This window comes from Rhodococcus sp. D-46 (genome assembly GCF_011290655.1).
Taxonomy (GTDB): domain Bacteria; phylum Actinomycetota; class Actinomycetes; order Mycobacteriales; family Mycobacteriaceae; genus Rhodococcus_F; species Rhodococcus_F qingshengii.
Genome location: NZ_JAANTF010000008.1, coordinates 247,921 through 266,759 on the forward strand (window position 1 = coordinate 247,921; position 18,839 = coordinate 266,759).

General features: G+C 61.8%; 21 protein-coding genes. 7 read left to right on the forward strand and 14 right to left on the reverse strand.

Annotation, left to right across the window (positions count from 1 at the left end; translation table 11 throughout):
* Positions 1–155: 155 nt before the first annotated feature.
* Positions 156–467 (forward strand): STAS domain-containing protein, encoded by a 312-nt coding sequence (locus G9U53_RS34000; RefSeq protein WP_228232503.1) that lies wholly within the window; start codon positions 156–158, stop codon positions 465–467.
* Between the two features lie 236 nt (positions 468–703).
* Positions 704–1,975 (forward strand): DICT sensory domain-containing protein, encoded by a 1,272-nt coding sequence (locus G9U53_RS22045; protein WP_207624486.1) that lies wholly within the window; start codon positions 704–706, stop codon positions 1,973–1,975.
* A gap of 57 nt (positions 1,976–2,032) precedes the next feature.
* On the opposite strand, the gene G9U53_RS22050 is transcribed toward G9U53_RS22045, so the two are convergent.
* Both G9U53_RS22050 and G9U53_RS22055 read right to left on the reverse strand, forming a co-directional pair.
* Complete coding sequence (locus tag G9U53_RS22050; protein WP_003944403.1) at positions 2,033–2,275, reverse strand: hypothetical protein; 243 nt, start codon at positions 2,273–2,275, stop codon at positions 2,033–2,035.
* A 72-nt stretch (positions 2,276–2,347) separates the two neighbouring features.
* Positions 2,348–3,718 (reverse strand): cytochrome P450, encoded by a 1,371-nt coding sequence (locus G9U53_RS22055; RefSeq protein ID WP_207624487.1) that lies wholly within the window; start codon positions 3,716–3,718, stop codon positions 2,348–2,350.
* Positions 3,719–3,809: 91 nt separating this feature from the next.
* Here G9U53_RS22055 and G9U53_RS22060 point away from each other — a divergent pair, with 91 nt between their 5' ends.
* On the forward strand, positions 3,810–4,430 hold the full coding sequence (locus G9U53_RS22060) for a TetR family transcriptional regulator (RefSeq protein ID WP_054827522.1): 621 nt from the start codon (positions 3,810–3,812) through the stop codon (positions 4,428–4,430).
* Positions 4,431–4,461: 31 nt separating this feature from the next.
* On the opposite strand, the gene G9U53_RS22065 is transcribed toward G9U53_RS22060, so the two are convergent.
* Together G9U53_RS22065 and G9U53_RS22070 are read right to left on the reverse strand one after the other, a co-directional pair.
* On the reverse strand, positions 4,462–5,085 hold the full coding sequence (locus G9U53_RS22065; protein ID WP_042924159.1) for an AAA family ATPase: 624 nt from the start codon (positions 5,083–5,085) through the stop codon (positions 4,462–4,464).
* On the reverse strand, positions 5,082–5,516 hold the full coding sequence (locus G9U53_RS22070) for a nucleotidyltransferase domain-containing protein (protein WP_037131485.1): 435 nt from the start codon (positions 5,514–5,516) through the stop codon (positions 5,082–5,084). The genes G9U53_RS22065 and G9U53_RS22070 overlap by 4 nt, the downstream gene beginning before the upstream one ends.
* A gap of 119 nt (positions 5,517–5,635) precedes the next feature.
* Between G9U53_RS22070 and G9U53_RS22075 the strand changes: the two genes are divergently transcribed.
* Positions 5,636–6,121, forward strand: a complete 486-nt coding sequence (locus G9U53_RS22075; RefSeq protein ID WP_003944338.1) for a flavodoxin family protein — start codon at positions 5,636–5,638, stop codon at positions 6,119–6,121.
* On the opposite strand, the gene G9U53_RS22080 is transcribed toward G9U53_RS22075, so the two are convergent.
* The 3 genes from G9U53_RS22080 to G9U53_RS22090 form a co-directional block, all read right to left on the reverse strand.
* On the reverse strand, positions 6,094–6,339 hold the full coding sequence (locus G9U53_RS22080) for a hypothetical protein (protein ID WP_007726731.1): 246 nt from the start codon (positions 6,337–6,339) through the stop codon (positions 6,094–6,096). The two genes, G9U53_RS22075 and G9U53_RS22080, sit on opposite strands and share 28 nt — an antisense overlap.
* On the reverse strand, positions 6,339–6,725 hold the full coding sequence (locus tag G9U53_RS22085; RefSeq protein ID WP_003944423.1) for a nuclear transport factor 2 family protein: 387 nt from the start codon (positions 6,723–6,725) through the stop codon (positions 6,339–6,341). The genes G9U53_RS22080 and G9U53_RS22085 overlap by 1 nt, the downstream gene beginning before the upstream one ends.
* A gap of 112 nt (positions 6,726–6,837) precedes the next feature.
* Positions 6,838–7,338, reverse strand: coding sequence for a flavin reductase family protein (locus tag G9U53_RS22090; RefSeq protein ID WP_007726733.1), 501 nt, complete (start codon positions 7,336–7,338; stop codon positions 6,838–6,840).
* A gap of 240 nt (positions 7,339–7,578) precedes the next feature.
* Here G9U53_RS22090 and G9U53_RS22095 point away from each other — a divergent pair, with 240 nt between their 5' ends.
* Positions 7,579–8,280, forward strand: coding sequence for a PadR family transcriptional regulator (locus G9U53_RS22095; protein ID WP_003944324.1), 702 nt, complete (start codon positions 7,579–7,581; stop codon positions 8,278–8,280).
* A 1-nt stretch (position 8,281) separates the two neighbouring features.
* On the opposite strand, the gene G9U53_RS22100 is transcribed toward G9U53_RS22095, so the two are convergent.
* The 5 genes from G9U53_RS22100 to G9U53_RS22120 all read right to left on the reverse strand — a co-directional run bounded on the left by G9U53_RS22100 (position 8,282) and on the right by G9U53_RS22120 (position 13,428).
* Positions 8,282–9,064 (reverse strand): IclR family transcriptional regulator, encoded by a 783-nt coding sequence (locus tag G9U53_RS22100; RefSeq protein ID WP_207624488.1) that lies wholly within the window; start codon positions 9,062–9,064, stop codon positions 8,282–8,284.
* Between the two features lie 311 nt (positions 9,065–9,375).
* On the reverse strand, positions 9,376–10,287 hold the full coding sequence (gene bphC / locus G9U53_RS22105) for a biphenyl-2,3-diol 1,2-dioxygenase (RefSeq protein ID WP_007726736.1): 912 nt from the start codon (positions 10,285–10,287) through the stop codon (positions 9,376–9,378).
* A gap of 39 nt (positions 10,288–10,326) precedes the next feature.
* Positions 10,327–11,508, reverse strand: coding sequence for an acyl-CoA dehydrogenase family protein (locus G9U53_RS22110; RefSeq protein WP_003944352.1), 1,182 nt, complete (start codon positions 11,506–11,508; stop codon positions 10,327–10,329).
* Positions 11,509–11,559: 51 nt separating this feature from the next.
* A complete protein-coding gene (locus G9U53_RS22115; protein WP_058038551.1) occupies positions 11,560–12,756 on the reverse strand; it encodes a Rieske 2Fe-2S domain-containing protein in 1,197 nt (398 codons plus the stop codon).
* A 126-nt stretch (positions 12,757–12,882) separates the two neighbouring features.
* Positions 12,883–13,428 (reverse strand): hypothetical protein, encoded by a 546-nt coding sequence (locus G9U53_RS22120; RefSeq protein WP_007726737.1) that lies wholly within the window; start codon positions 13,426–13,428, stop codon positions 12,883–12,885.
* A gap of 222 nt (positions 13,429–13,650) precedes the next feature.
* On the opposite strand from G9U53_RS22120, the gene G9U53_RS22125 reads away from it, so the two are divergent.
* Positions 13,651–15,225 carry an AMP-binding protein gene (locus G9U53_RS22125; protein ID WP_031332006.1) on the forward strand — a complete coding sequence of 525 codons (1,575 nt, stop codon included), beginning with the start codon at positions 13,651–13,653 and terminating at the stop codon, positions 15,223–15,225.
* A gap of 24 nt (positions 15,226–15,249) precedes the next feature.
* Here G9U53_RS22125 and G9U53_RS22130 read toward each other — a convergent pair whose 3' ends face one another.
* Together G9U53_RS22130 and G9U53_RS22135 are read right to left on the reverse strand one after the other, a co-directional pair.
* Complete coding sequence (locus G9U53_RS22130) at positions 15,250–15,933, reverse strand: response regulator (protein WP_003944308.1); 684 nt, start codon at positions 15,931–15,933, stop codon at positions 15,250–15,252.
* Positions 15,930–17,582: an ATP-binding protein gene (locus G9U53_RS22135; RefSeq protein WP_230359592.1), complete on the reverse strand. Its 1,653-nt coding sequence runs from the start codon at positions 17,580–17,582 to the stop codon at positions 15,930–15,932. The genes G9U53_RS22130 and G9U53_RS22135 overlap by 4 nt, the downstream gene beginning before the upstream one ends.
* Positions 17,583–17,739: 157 nt before the next feature.
* On the opposite strand from G9U53_RS22135, the gene G9U53_RS22140 reads away from it, so the two are divergent.
* Positions 17,740–18,747: a tripartite tricarboxylate transporter substrate-binding protein gene (locus tag G9U53_RS22140; protein WP_242692640.1), complete on the forward strand. Its 1,008-nt coding sequence runs from the start codon at positions 17,740–17,742 to the stop codon at positions 18,745–18,747.
* Positions 18,748–18,839 lie beyond the last annotated feature (92 nt).

An 18,839-nucleotide genomic window follows, 5' to 3' on the forward strand; every position in this document is an offset into this window, starting at 1 on the left:
CGACGCACAGTGATTCATCGCTGATTCGGGCGGTGGGGCACGCCGAGTCCAGACAAGAGGCTTTCATGACTACGATCAACGAACGTTCTTCAGCTGCAAATGTTCTCGATCTCTTTGACAGCGCCGGCCGAGAAGGGCATCGGTACAGTATCGACGTGGAAAGCTACACCCCTTCGTATGCGGTACTGAGACTTGCCGGAGAATTGGACATGGGTCAGCGGGTGGAATTGGTGCACGCGCTCGACCGACTTCTCCTGGTCGGAACCGATATTCACGTCGATCTCTCCGGCGTGACCTTCATGTCGTCCGGAGTGGCGAATGCCGTTGTCGATGCTGCGGGGCGTGGCAACAACCGCATTCGCTTGTTTGCCCCGACGCGAGCGGTCTCCATGATCTTTCAGGCTCTCGGCGCCTCCGAACTCATTGCGGGCGATGCCACGTCGACCGCTGATGCTCTCGGTGCTTGAGCCGGAAACAACTCCCACGAACGATGTGAAGTGAGCAGTGCTCGATACGCGTTGACTTGGTATCTGGTCTGATCTGCGTGTCGATGTGCACTTTGCGGCGCGGGATCAGGTTGTCGTCACCGGGTTGCGCCGAGATTTGCGGTAGTCTCGTTCGGTGTCGAGCAGCCGGCGCCGCCATCGACGCGTCCGGCCGCATGAACGCTTGGTGGTCCCGACTCGTAGTGAAGAGCCACACCATGGCGTATGACACCAGCAACGGTTCGACATCGTCGCATTCTCCGATCACCCAGTTCTCCGATGTGATTGGTCTGGAAGTAAGCATGCAGTTCGCACCGATACGCCGCCTCGACGACCACGCACTTGCAGGCGCCGAGTTGCAATTGCGTGGGCCTGACAATTCCTCTCTGTGTTCGGCGCATGCCCTTCGTCGCGCCTCGCAATTGATGCAGCAACGCTCGGAATTCGACAGTCACAAACTGGCCATGTCCCGTACTGCACTCGCATGCACCGTCGCGGATCGCCTGCCGTTGCTGGTGGCAGTCGACTCGGCTTCCCGAGCAGCTCTGAACGCTCCCGGTATCGAAGGAGCGACGAGAAATCTGCAACGGATCGTCATCACGGTTGACAGCGCATCGGTGCTTACCGATCCCCACAACTCTCTGGCAGTGATCAGAGAAGCCCGCGCGGGCGGGCGTCTGATTGCACTCGACGGTGTCGGCATCGACAGGCACTCGGCGACACTTCTGTCTTTGGTCGAACCCGACATCATTATCACTTCCGCTGAATTACTCTCCAAGGCAGCATATTTCGAAGTCGGAACGACGGTGCACGCGCTCGGCGCCTACGTCGAGCGATCGAACGCGATTATCCTTGCCGAGGGTGTCGACTCGGAATCGTCCCGTCTTGCCGCAATCACCATCGGAGCCACATACGGAACGGGTGAGTTGTATCCCGCAGTCGACGATCCGAGTTCACTGTTGTCCGAACCGGTCGTCGCGATGCCCGACAGTCCGGTGTGGAGTGATCCCATCCCCGACGTGGGCACTCCCTACTCGATCGTGTCTGCTCACAGCCGGATCCGGCGCGGTACCAAGCGTCTGTTGATCCAACTGAGCAAGTCTCTCGAAGCGCAAGCCACCACATCGGGTTCCTCGATGCTTGTTCTGGGCACCTTTCAACAAGCCGAGCATTTCACCGCATCCACAACAGCACGGTGGCGTCACCTCGCCGATACCGTAGGGTTTGCCGGTGTCTACGGTGTCGGACTGTCCGTGATGCTCGACGGTAAAGTTCAACACGCACCGCTCGACCCGGGTGATGATCTCGTCAACGAGTGGACGGTCGTCACTCTGGGACCACACCATGCGGCGATGCTGTCGGCGCGAGATCTTCATGACAACGGTCCAGATCTCGAGCGGACCTTCGACTTCGTGCAAACCTACGATCGCACCACCGTCACCCAGGCAGCGCACTCTATTCTTCGTCGTTACCCCAAGACGAATTCGTGAACCCCGTACCGATGTTCTCGACGTTCGCCGCGAGCGCTGCCCGACCGGCGATCGTGGCTAAGGAGTGGCCGGGCGCCGCGCAGCACGTCTCTTTGCCGCAGAGTTGAGTAGATACCTTTCGGCGACCGTGTAGTCCGTGACGGTTGCGCCATCCGGCGCTGTGGTGTGGGTGAGCAGTTCGAGATAGCGGCGACGGAAGACATGGGCGTCGGATTCTGCGAGTAGGAACTCCGCCGCTGAGACGACCTCTGGTTTCGGAGCAGCGCGTGCATGCCGGTTTCGGGCGGGCCGAGTGCTCATGTTTTCCTCTGGATTTCGAAAGCGTCTGTGCCGGTAGTCATGTGCGAGTTGATCCTGACGTCTGTTCGGTCGCTACCGGTCATGAGAAGTCGTGAGTGGTTTCAGATCGATCGGCTGTCCGTCGGAGGGGAACGGCAAGGACATGTAGTTGAGAGGGGCGGTGTAGCCGGGCGCGACCTGCCAATCGAAGCGTGTGAGCAGGTGGTGCATGATCGCTTTGATTTCGACGCCGGCGAAGTGCATGCCGAGGCATTTGTGCACGCCTCCACCGAACGGTTCCCAGGCATACCGGTGCACCTTGTCTTCACGTCGGTGGTCCGCGAAACGTTCGGGATCGAAATGTTCGGGGTCGGGCCAGTACTGCGGCATGTGGTGAGTGAAATGTGGCACCACTGACACGTAGGTCCCAGCGGGTACGAAGTGGTCCTGTATCTGGGTGTCACACACCGCTCGGCGAGCCATGACCGGCACGGGAGCGACGAGTCGGAGGCATTCTTTCATCACCAGGTCCAAGCCGGCGAGTTGGTCGAGTTCGGCATAGCTCGGCGTCGACGTACTCAGTGCGAGTGATTCCGCCCGACATCTGTTCTGCCACTGAGGATTCTGGCCGAGATATTGCATCATTGTCGAGATGGTGATGGTGGAGGTGTCATGTGCGGCCATCAGCAGGAAGATCATGTGATCGATCACCTCGCCGTCGCTGAAGCGCTGTCCGGTGTCTGATTCGATGTGACAGAGAACGGAAAACAGGTCGTCGGTTTCGCGTGAACGGCGCGCAGGTAGGTAGCGGCGGAAGAAGTTTTCGAGGGTTCGGCGCCCGTCGAGGCCGCGCTTCCATCTGGTGCCGGGAACTCGATAACGGATCACCGAGGTTGCAGCTTGCACGCAATCGACGAAAGCTTTTTTCACAGAGTCGATTTCGCTTTCAGTGGTCCCTTCCGCGCCGCCCATGAAGATGTCGGTCGCGAGGTTGAGTGTGAGAGCTTTGAGAGCGGTGTAGGCGCGGAAGCCATCGGACGGAGTCCAGGCGTCGAGCGCGGAGGCGATCGCGGGATTCAGCACGTCCACGGTCTTTTCGAGACGCGATCTCGTGAAGGCTTGTTGCATGATGCGTCGTTGTCGTAGGTGCTCTTCGGAGTCGAGAAGCATCAGACCCCCGTGAAAGAAGGGACCGATGAGCACTGACCACCCGTCGCTGTTGACAAAAGCGCGGTCTTTGTTCTGGAGAACTTCTTGGCATGCGTCGGGCCCGAGGGCTGCGACCCATCGTCTACCGGCCATCGAGAACCACGAGACTTCGCCGTAACGATCCCAGCGTTTTTGCATCAGAGCGAGAGGGTCGCGGATGTATTCGAAAGTTTGCCCTATTCCGGGTAGTCCCGAGTTGCCTGAGATGGGATGCAACTGCGACCGGATGGGTGGAGCGGCCAGGATTTTCGACATCACGTACCTGCCTTCCGTTTGCATCTGACAGTGGCGCCTGTCAGATGGGGGTAGTCTGCGTCACAGTCGCGTCGTCTGTCAAGATCGACTCATGGCTTCTCCCACACCCCGTCGATATGCCGGTCTGAGTGGTGAGCAGCGGGCCGCGCTTCGGCGTGAAAGCTTGCTCGCAGCAGGACTGGACGTGTTTGCGGCCGCGGGCAGGCAGGGTGCCACCATGACCGCCATCTGTGCGCATGCGAAGCTGACAGAGCGATATTTCTACGAGAGTTTCGCCAGCAGGGACGAACTCCTCCAGCAGGTTTTCGACGGAATCGTCGACGAGGTGCGCGTGGCCGGAATGGCTGCACTCCGAACGACCGAGGGGACACGGGAGGAGCGCGTGCGGAGCGCCATTGCTTCGTTCGTCAACATCCTGACGGACGATCCTCGAAAAGGGCGTGTCGCGATGGTCGAGTCGGTGGCTTACGAGCCGCTGCGCACTCACCGGCGGGGAGCGCTGCGTGGGTTCGCGCAGATGGTGGCCGACGAGGCTGCGCTCTTGTACGGCGATCGAGCTTGGCCTCCCCATCAGGGTGAGATCAACGGATTACTGTTCGTGGGCGGCCTGGCCGAATTGGTGACGGCCTGGCTCAACGGCGAAATCGACATCACGCCCGCTGAGATCGTGGATGCCGCAACCTTCCAATTCACATCCACAGCGCACCGATGAAACGCGGGGCCGGCGATGCGGACTGCCAACTCTAGTGGGCGGCATGTGTCGTGATTCGAGGCAGTTTCGGGTCTGAATTGTCGATGACACTGTCCGCGCGGGTCCAGGGCTCTGCAGCCGCGAAGTACAGACGTTGGCCGCCGACATAACGGTTCATCGACGGGTGTTCCGGATCCGCGTTCGTTCCGTCGCGAAGGTTCATTCGCTCGGCGGTGATCTCGAAGGGCACGTCGAGAAAGATCGAATAGTCCCATCGGGAAGCAAATTCGTCCCGATGCAGAAAGAGTCCCTCGACGAGGACTACGGCTCCGTCGGCTGCATGCAAGTACGCGTCGCTGTCCCGTCGTGGTCGGTACTCGCGGTTACCTCCCGGTCTCAGAGGGGCGAGAACATGACGCTCGAGGGCGTCGTAGTCGTAGCTGTCGAGCCAGAAGCCTTCCGGTGACAGCCGACCTCTGCGATGGCGAATCTCCGGCGGATTGAGGAAGTCGTCGACGTGAATCACAATGGCGGGGCGTTCATTCAGCTGTGCTGCAAGACTTTTCGTGAATGTCGTCTTGCCGCTCCCGTCGACGCCGTCGATCGCGACGACGGGAGAGCCGCGCAGCGCGTTTATTTCGGCGGCCAAGGTCTCGAAGACCGTCTTGGTGCTCATCGAGCAGTTCTTCCCGCGCTCGTAGCGACGCGAAGAGGCCCGGTGTCGTACAGGATTCGGTGGCCGTCTTCGAGGACGCGTCGAGTGCCCGCGTCGAGCGGAAGGTCGGCCCAGCTCTCGCTCGCGAAATTCAGTTCGACGAGGAGGCCGGACCGTAGGCGGAAGCGTCGTTCTCGGACTGGCCCCCAGTTGGCGGCTCTGATGAATCGCGCGTCGGGGCGGAGCCGGTCGAACCAGTCTTCATTTGCGAGCGCGTTCGCGTCGTCGGCCAGGATCATCAGATCAAGATCACTCGCCATACGCTCCGCGCCGCGCGCGTAGGACCCGACCAGCGCTACAGCTTTGACGTCATCGTGCTCAGCGGCCCATCGTTCGACGTCGACGAGCAGCGCGTTCACCGCACGTCTTCGTCCCTTCAACCTTGCTGACATACCGGCATCATTCCCCATCGCCACCCTTCTCCGTAGCTTCGCCGGGGCCTCTATCCTGGAACTGTCAGTGACAAACCAGGCGGAGGGATGCGTATGTCCAAAATGAGAGAACTCAGCCGATGAAAGCAATCATCGTGTGTACCTCTGTCTCCCATGGCAATACGAAGCTGATCGCCGATGTCATCGGAGAAGTTCTCGATGCTCGCGTGGTCGAGCCCGGTGACATCGACGCCGCGCAGCTCGCCGACTACGACCTGGTGGGGTTCGGCTCCGGCATCTACCTACGCTCGTACCACGCAGATTTACGCTCGTTCGTCGAGGCACTCCCCGAAGAACGGCGATCCAAGGCTTTTGTCTTCGCCACCAGTGGATTTCCTGACAAGGGGATTCATCGCTTCTCGCGTCCACTGGTTCAGTTGCTCGAACAGAAGGGCTTCGATGTGGTCGCAGCCTTCTCGTCCCGTGCGTGGGATACCTATCTCCCGTTCAAGCCTTTCGGCGGTATCCGGAAGGGGCGGCCGAACGCCGACGACTTGGAATCGGCGCGCATGTTCGCCGAAATGCTACGCGGAAGCGTTCAGGACAGCTTGCCCGGCACCGGGTAGCTGCGCAGGCTCATCTCCAGCTCACCGGCGTCGGCAAGGTCGTTGATCGTCTGGCGCAGAGCGCCACACGTCCGCTGAGCGTTGGCACGGCTGTTCGCGCGACCCAACTCCGGGCACACTTCCTGCGACTCTTCGAGCCATTGGACGCTGGTGTGCGCTTCGCTGTACTTCTCGACGAGGACACGGTTTCCGCAGTTGCGGCAACTGACCTGACGCATCAGCGTGCAATCAGATCGGCCGGTGACCAGAAGGCGCGCATGCTCGTGATCTTGGCGTCCTCGTCGAAAGTCATGACGTCGATCGGTTCGACCTCGTACACCTGATCGCCCACCGGTGTGACGACGCGGAAGTGGAAGGCCGCGCTGGATCCGCTCACCCGCAAGGTAAGCAGTTCCGTCTCTTGCGAACCGCCCTCGAGAGCGCCGTAGAACTCGGTGATCGCGGCCTTGCCGACGCGGGGTTCGCTGCCGACCGGGTCTTCGAGCGTCGCGTTCTCGGCGTAGAGGGCGGCGATGTCCGCTGACGATCCGCGAGCCACGGCGTCGAGGTAGGTGGTAACCGTCGCCGTGATCGCGGCCGTGGTGTCTGGTTCGAGAGTGGTCATCGAGTTAGTCCGATCAGTCGAGAAGTTCAGGGTCTGACAACTACTTCGGACGCTATCGGTGCGGGCTCGATTCGGCGCCGGCATCTCCCACGCAGCGGGACAGCCTGAGCACTCAGGCGTCGAAGCGTCCGAACCCGCCGCGGTAGAACAGAAGCGGACCGTCGTGGCGCAGCACGTTCAGATCGGTGATGCGTGCGACGACGATGGTGTGATCACCGGCGTCGTGCTCCTGCTCGACCGTTGCTTCGATGCGGGCGAGCGCGCCGCTCAGCGCCGGAGCACCGTTGCCGGCGGCATCCCACTCGACGCCGAGGAACTTGTCCGTCCCGCCGCGAGCGAACGCCGAACACATGTCCTGCTGATCGTGGGCGAGAACATTGATGCAGAGAGTTCCCGTTTCGCGAAGCTTCGGCCAACTTGTCGACGTCTTCGCCGGGCAGAACGAGAGCAACGGGGGATCAAGCGATACCGAGACCAGGGACTGGCAGGTGAAACCGAGGGGTGAATTTCCGTCGTGAGCGGTGATTACGGTGACGCCAGTGCAGAAATTGCTCATCACGTTGCGAAGTGTGCGTCCGTCCAGAACTGGTGGCTCGGCGTTTTCCACGGTCATGTCGTCTCCTTGTTCAAATCTTTTGTTCAAAACTCTGCAAACAGCTTCAGAAGCAACGATGTGTGGCGCCGCGGCCGTAATCCAGCGGCAGTCCCACTCAATGGCAGCAATGGCTTCTCGGCACGGGTCAGGACCGACCGAGTGGCAGGTGGAGGGGTTTCGAGCAAATTTGATCCCGCTCAGCGGTCCGTTCGGATTCTACGAAACCAGCAAATGACCAGTGATTGTTAGACTTCGGGCATGTCCGAACCTGATGACGTGTCCCGAGGACTTCCCGCTACCAGCTGGGCAGTGCTCGGGATGCTGACGTTCGGGGAGGAGCTGACCGGAAACGATTTGAAGAAGTGGGCTGACTGGAGTGTCGGCTTCTTCTATTGGAGCCCGTCCATCAGCCAGGTGTACGCAGAACTGAAGAAGCTCGAAAGCATCGGGTTCGTGGAGTCCCGGGTCGTCTCCGAACCAGGGGTGCGAGGCAAGCGCCTTTACTCCATTACTCAGTCAGGAACCGACGCCGTCCGGACGTGGTCACGGGAGGCACCGGTGGAAGTTCCGGTGCTCAAGCACGGTGTGATGTTGCGTCTGTGGATGGGACACCTCAACGAGCCCGAGCGACTGAAGGCGCTGGTGGAAGCCCACATCGCCAATGTCGAAGAGCAGATTCGACGCGCGAAACTCCACGCAGATCATGCCGAGAACGAGCCGGCCTGGTCGTTCCCGGTCATGACGTTGCGATGGTCGGAACGGTACTTCCGAGCCGAGATCGAACTTGCTCGCGAACTGCTCGACGACATCGATCGTGCGACCGCCGAGTTCGCGAACGTCGCCGAGCACGACCGACTGGGATCACCGTTGCCCTCGACGCCTGGCAAATGGAAGAACGTCGAGGAGTACGTGTTGGCGCTCGAGCAAGCCGGGCTCACCGGCAACGGTTCGAGTATCTGAGTCAGGCCCCGGCTGCGGTCGGCATGTTGCGCAGCAGATGACGACGTTGCAAAGTCGGAGTGACGCTCAGCGATCCGCCGTCGATGCCTCGCCAAATTGCAGCGGCCGCCATACGGACCGGCGCTGCGCTGACGTGGTCGAGGCGGAGGGCCTTCGACGGCGCGCAGATGGATACCGCGGCGACGGCGCGGCCGATGGGGCCGATCGGTGCCGCAAGACAGCTGAATCCCGGTAGGCCGTTTCCGGATTCGAAGGCCACCCCGGACTCGCGGATTCTGGCGAGGTGGGGCAGTGCGTAGCCCGGGGACTTCGGCGAACCGAACGCGAGCAGTGCCTGACCGATCGCAGTGGTCTCGGCGCGGCGTCGACCACCGACACGCGTCGGCACTGCGGCGGCGAGGCGTCCGCCGATCTTCTCCATGTAGACCACATCGGGCCCGTCGAGGATGCCGAGGTGAACCACGAATCCGGTGACTCGGTAGAGCTCGTGGAGAAGCGGCATGGCTGCAGCGTGGAGGCGGTCCTGATGAACCGCGAGCGATCCCAGTTCGACGAGGCGCATACCGAGTTCGTAGTCACGGCCGTCGCGACGCAGCCAACGCATCGAGACGAGACGTTCGAGCATGCGGTGGGCAGACGAGCGGGGAAGGCCTGTGCTCCGAACGACTTGAGCGAGCGTCAACCTGCCGGGACCGTCGAAGGCGTCGAGAACCAGCGAGACGCGATCGAGAATTGCTGTCGGGGCCGAATCGGCGCCTAAAGCATCCACAGCCTGCAGTGTCATCGTGTACCTCACTTCTCTTAGAGCTCCACAACCAGTGAACTGGCTATTTCAATTAGAAATAGTGTCATAGAGTTACGGATTTGTGAAGTGGATCACCGGTCTGTTTTCGGGCGCGTCGCGGGTGGAAACGACGAGGGGGTTTGCGCGAATGCTCGCGCAAACCCCCTCGTCGTTTAACTACTGGCAGGTATTACATCGCCACCGGCAGGTATTGATCGCCACCGGCAGGTATTGATCGCCACCGGCAGGTATTGATCGCCACCGGCAGGTATTGATCGCCACCGGCAGGTATTGATCGCCACCGGCGGGTACTACATAGCTGCCAGTGGTTCGCTTCCGGACCAGTCGTGGCCCCAGTAGCTGTCAGCGGTGATCTCCTCGGAGGAGTACGAGTCCTGATCCACCCTCGCGCCCTCGGTGCCGAACTCGATGTCCCAGCCGCCGGGTGCGCGGACGTAGAAGGAGATCATCTTGTCGTTGGTGTGACGACCCAGGGTCGACGACACGGAGAATCCGTCCTTCATCACGCGGTCGAGTGCCTGGCCGACGGCGTCGAGGGTGTCCACCTCGACCATGATGTGAATTAGGCCGGGTGCGCCGCCGTGCGGTGCCGGGCACAGGGCCAAGCTGTGGTGACGCTCGTTGACGCCCATGAAACGGATTCGCAGCGGCCCGAATTCAGGCGGGGCCGGCAGGCGGAAGGCGCCGCGCGGGTAGAAGCCGAGCACCTCGGTGTAGAAGTCGAAGCTCGCAGCACTGTCCATGACGGGGAGTACGACGTGGCCGAGACCCTGTGAGCCGGTGACGAATCGAGCGCCGAAGGGCGTCACCACGGGGCTGTGGTCGAGGATCGCTCCGTGGAAGACCTCGATGGCTGCTCCGCCGGGATCGGTGAAGGCGATGACCTCTTCGACCCGTCGAGCATCTGCTTCGGCGAGCGAAAGCTGCTCGACCTCGGTGCCGTTCTTTTCGAGTGCTTCTTGAACGCGGCGCAGTGCGGCGTGGTCGGCGACCTCCCAACCGATGTTGACGATCTCGTCGCGCTCACCCTCGACGACGACGATGCGAGCAGCACGCTCGTCGAGTCGTAGGTAGAGCGCGTTCTCGTCCGGCCCACTGCCCTTGGCGAAGCCGAGAACGTCGAAAGCGAAAGTGCGCCAACGTGCCATGTCGTTGGTCGAGATCTTGACGTAGCCAAGTCCCTTGATGTCAGTGCGTGTCATCGTGTCTTTTTCCTGTCGATTTCTTGTGTCGAAGTCTGATCAGATCATCGCCCGCAGCGGACCCTGCGGGTCTGCGCCGAGACGGCTCAGTGATGCGGCGTGGAAAACGGTGCTCGGCACGTGAATTGCGTGATGCTGTCCAGCATGAGCATCGCGCCAGAATCGCTGAAGCGGCTTGTCCATCCGCAATGCGTTGCCACCGCAGCGTGGGTAGACCTGATCGATTGCGTTGACGGCGCGCCAGGCGGCCTGTACCTGAGTCTGACGTCCCTCCGCGCGCTGCTCGAAGGTCACTTCCTTGCCAGCGTCCACTCGATCCCACATGCGGTCGACGTTGGCAAGCAGGGTGTCGCGCGCAGCCCGGATGTCGGCGGTTGCCTGACCGATGGCGAACAAGGTGTACGGGTCGTCCTTGATCGCCGTGCCCTGCGCGTTGATGCGATCGGCTTGGTACTCGTTGGCGTGGAAGAGCATTCCCTCGCAGATGCCAATCGTGGCGGCGGTGATTCCGAGGGGGAAAATGTTCGACCACGGCATGAGGTACAGCGTCTCGGTGCGCCCGTACTTGCGCACTGCCGTGCCGTCGATGACCTCGTCGCAGTCCATGACGCGGTAATCGGGGACATACGCATCCTTGACTACGAGATCCTTGGAGCCGGTGCCGCGAAGTCCCATGACATCCCACGAGTCTTCAATGATCTCGTAGTCGGTGCGCGGAATGATCACATGGAGCATGCGCGGCGGCATCTCCATGTTGCCGTCCTTGTCACACGCCATCGCGCCGAGGAATGCCCAGTCGCAATGGTCGGTACCGGAGGAGAACTGCCAGCGACCGGAGAACTTGTAGCCGCCGTCGGTGGGGATACACATTCCGCCGGGCATGTACGGCGATGCCATCCAGGTGTCGGGATCGGATCCCCAGATCTCCTGCTGCACCTTGGGATCCGCGAACGCGAGTTGCCACGGGTGAACTCCGACGATCCCGTGGACCCAGCCGGCCGACGGGTTCAGTGAAGCCATCCGCATGACGGTTTCGGCGAATTCGCGCGGATGCGCCTCCATGCCGCCATGTTCCTTGGGCTGCAGCATGCGGATGGAACCGATTGCCTTCATCTTCTTGGCGGTGTCGTCGGCCACCCGGCCGATCCGCTCGGCCTCGATGCCTTCGGCGAAGATGTCGTCGGCCATCGCGTTGATCTGTTCGAGCACTTCGTACGTCATGTTGTTCCTTGCATCCAGTCTGGTTGTCTCAGCAGTGTTTTCGACTGCGGATCAGGAGGTTGTCTCGAGTGCCTGGGCGTCGCGTGCGGCAACGTTTTCGGCGACTTCCCGCTTCCAGCTCTCCACTGCGCGGGTGGTGTCGATCTCGAATTCGAAGCGCTTCGTCATGTCTTCCGTGACATTCTCGACGTCGGTGTAGAACTGGTTGTACCAGCGACGCAACTGGTAAACCGGGCCGTCCTCCTCGGAGAGCAGGGGGTTGTCGATCGGAGCTTTGTTCTTCCAGATCTCCACGTCCTGAAGGAATCCCATCTCGACGCCCTCGGTGAACTGCGCGGCCATCGCGGCAGTGGACTCGTCGTCCATACCGGGTAGCTTCTTGACCATCGCGCCGTACTGCAGGACGAACGCATTGTTCGAGATCGGGTAGTGGCAGTTGATCAGGACGGTCTCGATGATCTGCCCGTTGGCTTCGCTCTTGATCCAGTCGATCATGTACGACGGTCCGAAATATGAAGCATCCGAACGGAGCACAGCGTTGGGATCGCCGTAGTTGGTGCCGCTGATGACGTCCTCACGTCCCACCGATTCCATGTACTGGCTCGCGACATGACCTTCGAAGATGTTCTTGAAGTACTTGGGGAACGAGTAGTGAACGTAGAAGAAGTGGGCCATGTCCACGACGTTGTCCACGATTTCGCGGCAATGAGAGCCTTCGATGGTGAGCGTGTTCCAGCTCCAGGCGCTCCACTCATCGCTTCCGAAGCCCTCGATGTCGGGGATCGTGACCTCGGCGGGCGGGGGATTTCCCTGGGGATCGTGCCAGACGAACAGCTGACCGTTCTTCTCGAGAGTGATCCATGCCCGCGTCTTGGCCAGCGGCGGAACGCGTCGTGCGTAGGGGATCGCCGTACATTTTCCGTTACCGCCCCAACGCCAGTCGTGGAACGGGCAGGCGATCGAATCGCCCTTGACGGTTCCGTGAGCAAGGTTGCCACCCATGTGGCGGCAGTATGCGTCGAGAATCTTGATGTCGCCCTTGCTGTCGGCGAAGACGACAAGGCTGGTGCCGAATGCCTCGATCTGGTGGGGCTGACCGTCGCGATAGGTATTGCTCAGTCCGAGGCAGTGCCATCCACGTGCGAACCGTGCGGGAGGCGCTGCCGCTTCGATTTCTCGAATTTCCTCGCCGGCGCCCGTCTGCGTCGGGGTGTCCGTAGTGGTGAGTGGGCCGGTTCCGAGTGCCATGTCTTCCTCCGAGCCGCGTCTTGCGACGCTCCAGTGATGTGATCCGTCTCATACAACGACGAAGCGTCCGCTGGAGATACGGCAGTTCCCGCTGGATGGAACGCCTACTCGGTGACCTGCAGAGATTCAGCTCGCGAGTGTCGCCACATCGTCGATCGCGTAAGTCGCCCAGGCCCGGGCGGTGACGACCCCAGCGGGATCGGTGGCGACCAGAGCTACGTCGGCCACGCTCTCGTGGTCCTTCTCGTACGTCGCGAGCACTGTCACGGAGCAGTGCAGATCTGCTCCCGTGGAAGTCGCGGTGGAACGTCCGCGGAAGCGTCGTAGTGACGCCGAGCCGTAACGACGAGCAGCGAAATCAGCAAGGGCGGCAACGGAATCGGTTCCGGTGCCCGCTGTCGGGACTTCCCGGACGAAGACCTCGGCCACCAGATGTCCGGTCTGGTCGTGGTATTCGGTGATCCGCTCGAGTGTCGAACTCAACGCCCTCACGGATCCGGTGAGCAGTGCGCCGGGATCGGGGCGTCCGAAGAACACGACGTCCTGCTCGACGACGGCCCCGTCGGGTGCCGAGCGCACGGTGCCGTACAACGAGTCGAAATCGGAGAGGAGCGTGGTGGCAGTACGCGGAGCAGTTGCCGTGAAGTGGGCGGTACCGAGGTTGGTAGTCATGACACTCTCCGTTGGACGCGACCGAGACGCTGTCGTCTCGGTGGGTACATCGACGCTAACCACCGCTCTCGCGGGTGACGACGGGCTTCCCGCTGATCGGGAGCATTCTCGGATTCGATCGAAGAGGTGGAACCTGTTCCAGTTTTGTGCAATTCTGGATATCGTATCCGTGACCGGGAGCACATCTCGATGACTGCACGCGCCGAGCAGAAGGAAGACCAGATGACAGACGAGTTCGCTGACCTGCACCGACCGGTATACGGTCCGGACCTGCTCATCACCGCTCTGGAACGCAATCACGACAAGCCCGCGCTGTACCTCGGCGACGTGATCCTCACCGGCGGTCAGATGCGCGATCAGATCAGCTGCTTCGCCCAGGCGCTCGCGTCTTTGGGAATCACTCAGGGCACCAGCACCGCGATGCTGTCGAAGAATCGCCCCGAGGTTCTGATCAGTATGGGCGCGACCATGATCACCGGCTGCCGGGCGAGCGCCTTGAACCCGATGGGATCGCTCGACGACCACAAGTACATCGTCGACGACGCCGAGATCGAGACGCTGATCTTCGATCCCAATGCCTTCGAAGAGCGTGCCGCCGAGTTGAAGGCGTCGTCACCCTCGTTGACCAACGTGCTCTCGATGGGGCCGTCCGAGGTGGGAATCGACATCCTCGCGCTGGCTGCCACGTTCGAGCCCGCGCCGCTGAAGGCAGCGCACGTCGACGCCGAAGACGCCAGCAGCATGGTTTACACCGGTGGAACGACCGGCAAGCCCAAAGGTGTTGTCGGATCCTTCCGTTCGGGTGCTGCGCTCAATCAGATCCAGATGTCGGAGTGGCAGTGGCCCGAGGACAACCGCTTCCTCATCTGCACGCCACTCTCACACGCAGGTGCAGCGTTCTTCATCCCGACCTTGCTGCGCGGCGGTGCGTTGATCGTCCTGCCTGCCTTCGAGCCAGGTGCTGTGCTCGAAGCGATCGAGAAGCACAAGATCACGGCAACCATGTTGGTGCCCACCATGATCTACATGCTCATGGACCACCCCGATCTGCCCAAGCGGGACGTCTCGAGTTTGCAGACGCTGTTTTACGGAGCGTCCGCGATGTCTCCCGCCAGACTGCAGGAGGGCATCAAGAAGTTCGGTCAGATCTTCTTCCAGTTCTACGGTCAGACCGAGTGCGGCATGACTATCTCGGTGCTGCGCAAGGAAGAACACCTCGCCGACGATCCGGCCCGCCTCGCCACGTGTGGGCGTCCGGTGCCGTGGCTCGACGTCCGGTTGCTCGACGACGACCTCAACGAGGTGCCGCAGGGAGAACTCGGTGAGATCTGCGTCCGTGGCCCGCTGATCATGAAGGGCTACTGGAAGAAGCCGGCCGAAACCGCCGAGGCGTTCCGGGGTGGTTGGCTGCACACCGGCGACATCGCGCGCAAGGACAAGGACGGGTTCATGTCCATCGTCGATCGCAAGAAGGACATGATCGTGACCGGTGGTTTCAACGTGTTCCCCCGCGAAATCGAGGACGTGATCTCGGCGCATCCGTCCGTCGCGTCGGTGGCGGTAGTCGGTGTGCCCGACGACAAGTGGGGCGAAGCCGTCAAGGCCTGTGTCGTACTTCGTGCCGGACTGACCGTCGACACCGAGGAACTGGTCGACAAGGTGAAGGCAGCCAAGGGTTCGGTTCACGCGCCCAAGAGCATCGACTTCGTGGATTCCCTTCCGCTGACGCCGCTGGGCAAGCTGGACAAGAAGGCGCTGCGCGCGCGGTACTGGGAGACCAGCGCCCGCGCGGTCTAGGAACCAGCGTCGTGTAGCGAAGGGTCAGCGTTTCCAGACGTAACGACGTTCCGGGCGGCCCACCACTCCGTATTTCAGCGAAGTGGTGGACCGCCCGGTTTCGTAGAGGTATTCGAGGTAGCGCCTCGCGCTCGCGCGTGAGATGCCGACCCTCTCGGAAATGTCTGTGGCCGAGGCGGGTTCGGTTTCGTCTCGTAGTGCTGCCTCGACCAGCTGAAGGGTCTCAGGACTGAGTCCTTTCGGTAGACCCTTGAGGGACGACGCCGTTGTCGCGCCACCTGCCACGCCGAAAGCCTCGTCCACCGCCTCCTGTTCTGCTTCGCCGGAGCTGTCGAGATTCGCATATGTCGATCGGTAACGCTCGAGACGCTCACGGAGAACCTCGAACGTGAAGGGCTTCATCAGGTAATGCACGACGCCGCTGCGCAGCGCTTTCTTGACCGAGCCGGCCTCGCGCTCACTAGTGATGACAAGAACATCCAGCTCCGGTGCCAGCTCGCGAAACGGGGCGATCAGATCGAGTCCGGTGGTGCCGGGCAGGTGGACGTCGAGAAGCACCAGGTCGGGTTGCAACTCACCGACTGCGGCCAGCGCGGTCTCGGCCGAATGGGCAACGCCGCACACTTCGAAACCGTCTATCCGTGAGACGAATCCGCTGTGCACCTTCGCCACCATGAAGTCGTCGTCGACCACCAGTACCCGGATCATGCGCCCTCTCCGTCGTGTAGGACTGCGCTGAAGACAGTCCACTCGATGTCCTCTGCCGAACGAGTGCTCACGGTGACGTCGCCGCCCCGCCGACGACACGTCAGGCGCACCAGCGCCAAACCGAAACCGTGTCCGTCACTCGATTGTCCCTTGGTGCTCCAACCCTGGCCGAACACCCTGTCGCGATTCTCCGGCGCGATACCGGGGCCGGCGTCCTCGACCCGCACTTCGACCGCGGTGCCACGGCCCCGAATCGACAACCGAACCTTGCGGCGCGCGGCTTCCGGCATCTCACCGACGGCGTCGACGGCATTGTCGACGAGGTTTCCGACCACTGTCACGAGATCTCGTCCGAGTCTGCGGTCCACCGGTTCCAGATGCGTGTCCGCCGCCAGCTCGACCGTGACCAACCCCTGTGCAGCAGCACCTATCTTGGCGATCACGAGTGCGGCGGTGCCGACGTCGGCGATCTTCTCGGTCACGGTCGCGCTGACCTGCGCGCGCTCCATGGTCAGACCCTCGACGTAGCCGACCACCTCGTCGTATTCGCCGAGCTGGATGAGGCCGGAGATGGTGTGCAGTTGATTGTCGAACTCGTGGATGTGGGCGCGTAGTGCGTCGGTGCTGGTTTTGGTCACGTCGAGTTCTTCTTCCACGGAGCGCAATTCGGTGCGGTCGCGGAAAGTGGTGACCGACCCGATGGTGCGGCCTTTCGATTCGATCAAGACGGTGTTGAGGACGAGCAGGCGATCGCCGACAAGAACCAACTGATCGGATTCGGTTGTGCCGGAGGTCAGTACACTCTGGAGGCGGTCGTCGAGACCGAGGTCCCGCACCGATCTACCGGCGCTGCCGCGTGGGATGTCGAGGAGTTGGTGGGCACTGTCGCTCATCAGCACCACCTTTCCCTGCGCGTCGAATGCGATGACACCTTCCTTGAGGCCACGCAGCATCGCCTCACGTTGGCGAACCAGATCCAGGATCTCGCCGGCTTCCATGCCGAGGGTTTGCCGTTTTACCCTGCGGGCCAACAGGATCGACCCGACGCCGCCGAGAAGGGATGCCACCGCGAGGTATACCAGGAGATTCGGTGCAGACTGCAGCAGCCGTGTCCAGATCGAGGGGTACTCGATGCCGACGATCGCGGTTCCGGTAATCGCTCCTTCGCTGCCGAGAATCGGAACGTGCGCCTCCACGGCCTTGCCGGAGGGCGTGTCGACCAAACCCGTCCACGACCGATCCTCCGTCTGACGTGCGTCGATGCCGACATCACCGGGACGCGTCGAAATGACGACACTGCCGTCGGCGTCGGCAAGCGAGACGTAGGTGACGCCCGAGATGGCGCGTACCGAGTCGACCGAACCTTGTAGTCCGGAGCGGAGACGGGTCTGCGCCTGGGGGAGTAGCTCGCGTACTGCCGGATTGGCTGCGAGCGATTCCGCTGCCGAGAGTGCGCGACGTCCCTCCTCGCGTTGGAAACTCGCGGACGACTGCGCGAGGGAGAGGGCGGTGACGCACACGAGAACTGCAACGACGATCAGAAGTTGCAGTTCGAGAAGTTGTGTCGCCAGAGTGTGCCGGCGGCGAAACAGCCGGGCAAACAGAGACGACTTGCTCTCTCGCTCCGCCTGCTCGTTTCCTGAGGACACCAGCCAGACCCTAGCCTTCAGTTCGATGCCGGGAAAGCGGCCGTTCGTGAGCACAATGAGCACAAATCAATTTGCTTTCCCAATGGTGACCCCAGTCACAAAGTGCGTCAGTATGAAACCTGTTCACACATCGGTACCGGCAGACAAGGACGAAGCCATGAGCACATCGAAGCGGCTGAGCAGGCATATCGCCCTGCTCGGTGCCTGCGCGATGACTCTCGTGCTCTCGACCGGATGCACTCCGGTCGAGTCCTTCGTCGCCGGTGGCCGAGCGGGTGAGAGTTCCGAAGAACTGCGCGTGCTGGTGCCCTCGGTGGCCGGTGGTGGTTACGACCTGACCGCCCGGACCATGGTGCAAGCACTGGCCGACGAAGGGACCGTCGACGCCGACGTCGTTGTGCTGCCCGGATCGGGTGGCATCGTCGGACTCAACCGGTTGGCTCTCGAAAGCGGGAATCCCGACCTACTCATGGTCATGGGGCTCGGAGTTCTCGGTTCGCTCGAGATACTGCCGTCCGAGCACACACTTGCCGACGTGACACCGATTGCGAGACTCGTCGAAGAACCGGAAGCGTTACTGGTTGCAGCAGATTCACCGTACAAAACTCTCGCCGATCTGACGCAGGCCTGGGTGGCGGATCCGTCGTCGATCTCGATCGGCGGTGGTTCGAGTGAAGGTGGACCGGACGGGTTGTTCCGCCTTCTGTTCGCACGGGCGGTCGGCGTCGATCCGTCGCGCTCCCCGTACCGCATCTACGACGGCGGCGGCGAACTGCTTCCCGCACTGCTCACGAGGCAGGTCGACGTAGCCGCCACCGGTATCGGTGAATACCTCGATCAGATTGCGGCAGGCACGGTTCGGGTCCTTGCGGTCAGTTCGCCGGCCCGTACCCCGGCGGTGGATGCGCCCACGATGGCGGAGTCTGGCGTCGACGTCACGTTCACCAATTGGCGGGGTCTCATGGCGCCGCCGGGCCTGACGGACGATCAGCGTCAGCACTTGCAGAATTTGGTGCGGGATCTGGCGGCAAGCCCGCGCTGGAACGAGCTGTCTCGCCGAAACGGTTGGAACAGTGCAGTTCTCACCGAACCCGAGTTCTCCGCATTCCTCACCGATCAATCCCGGTTCGTCGACGCAACACTCGATCCGCCCGGCATCAACTGAGCACTACCGAAGTTTCGTTTCACCTCCACGAAGGTCACCGGCTCGATTTGCCGTGCCGTTTTTCTCGGCAATTCAGCACTAAAGGAGTTCAT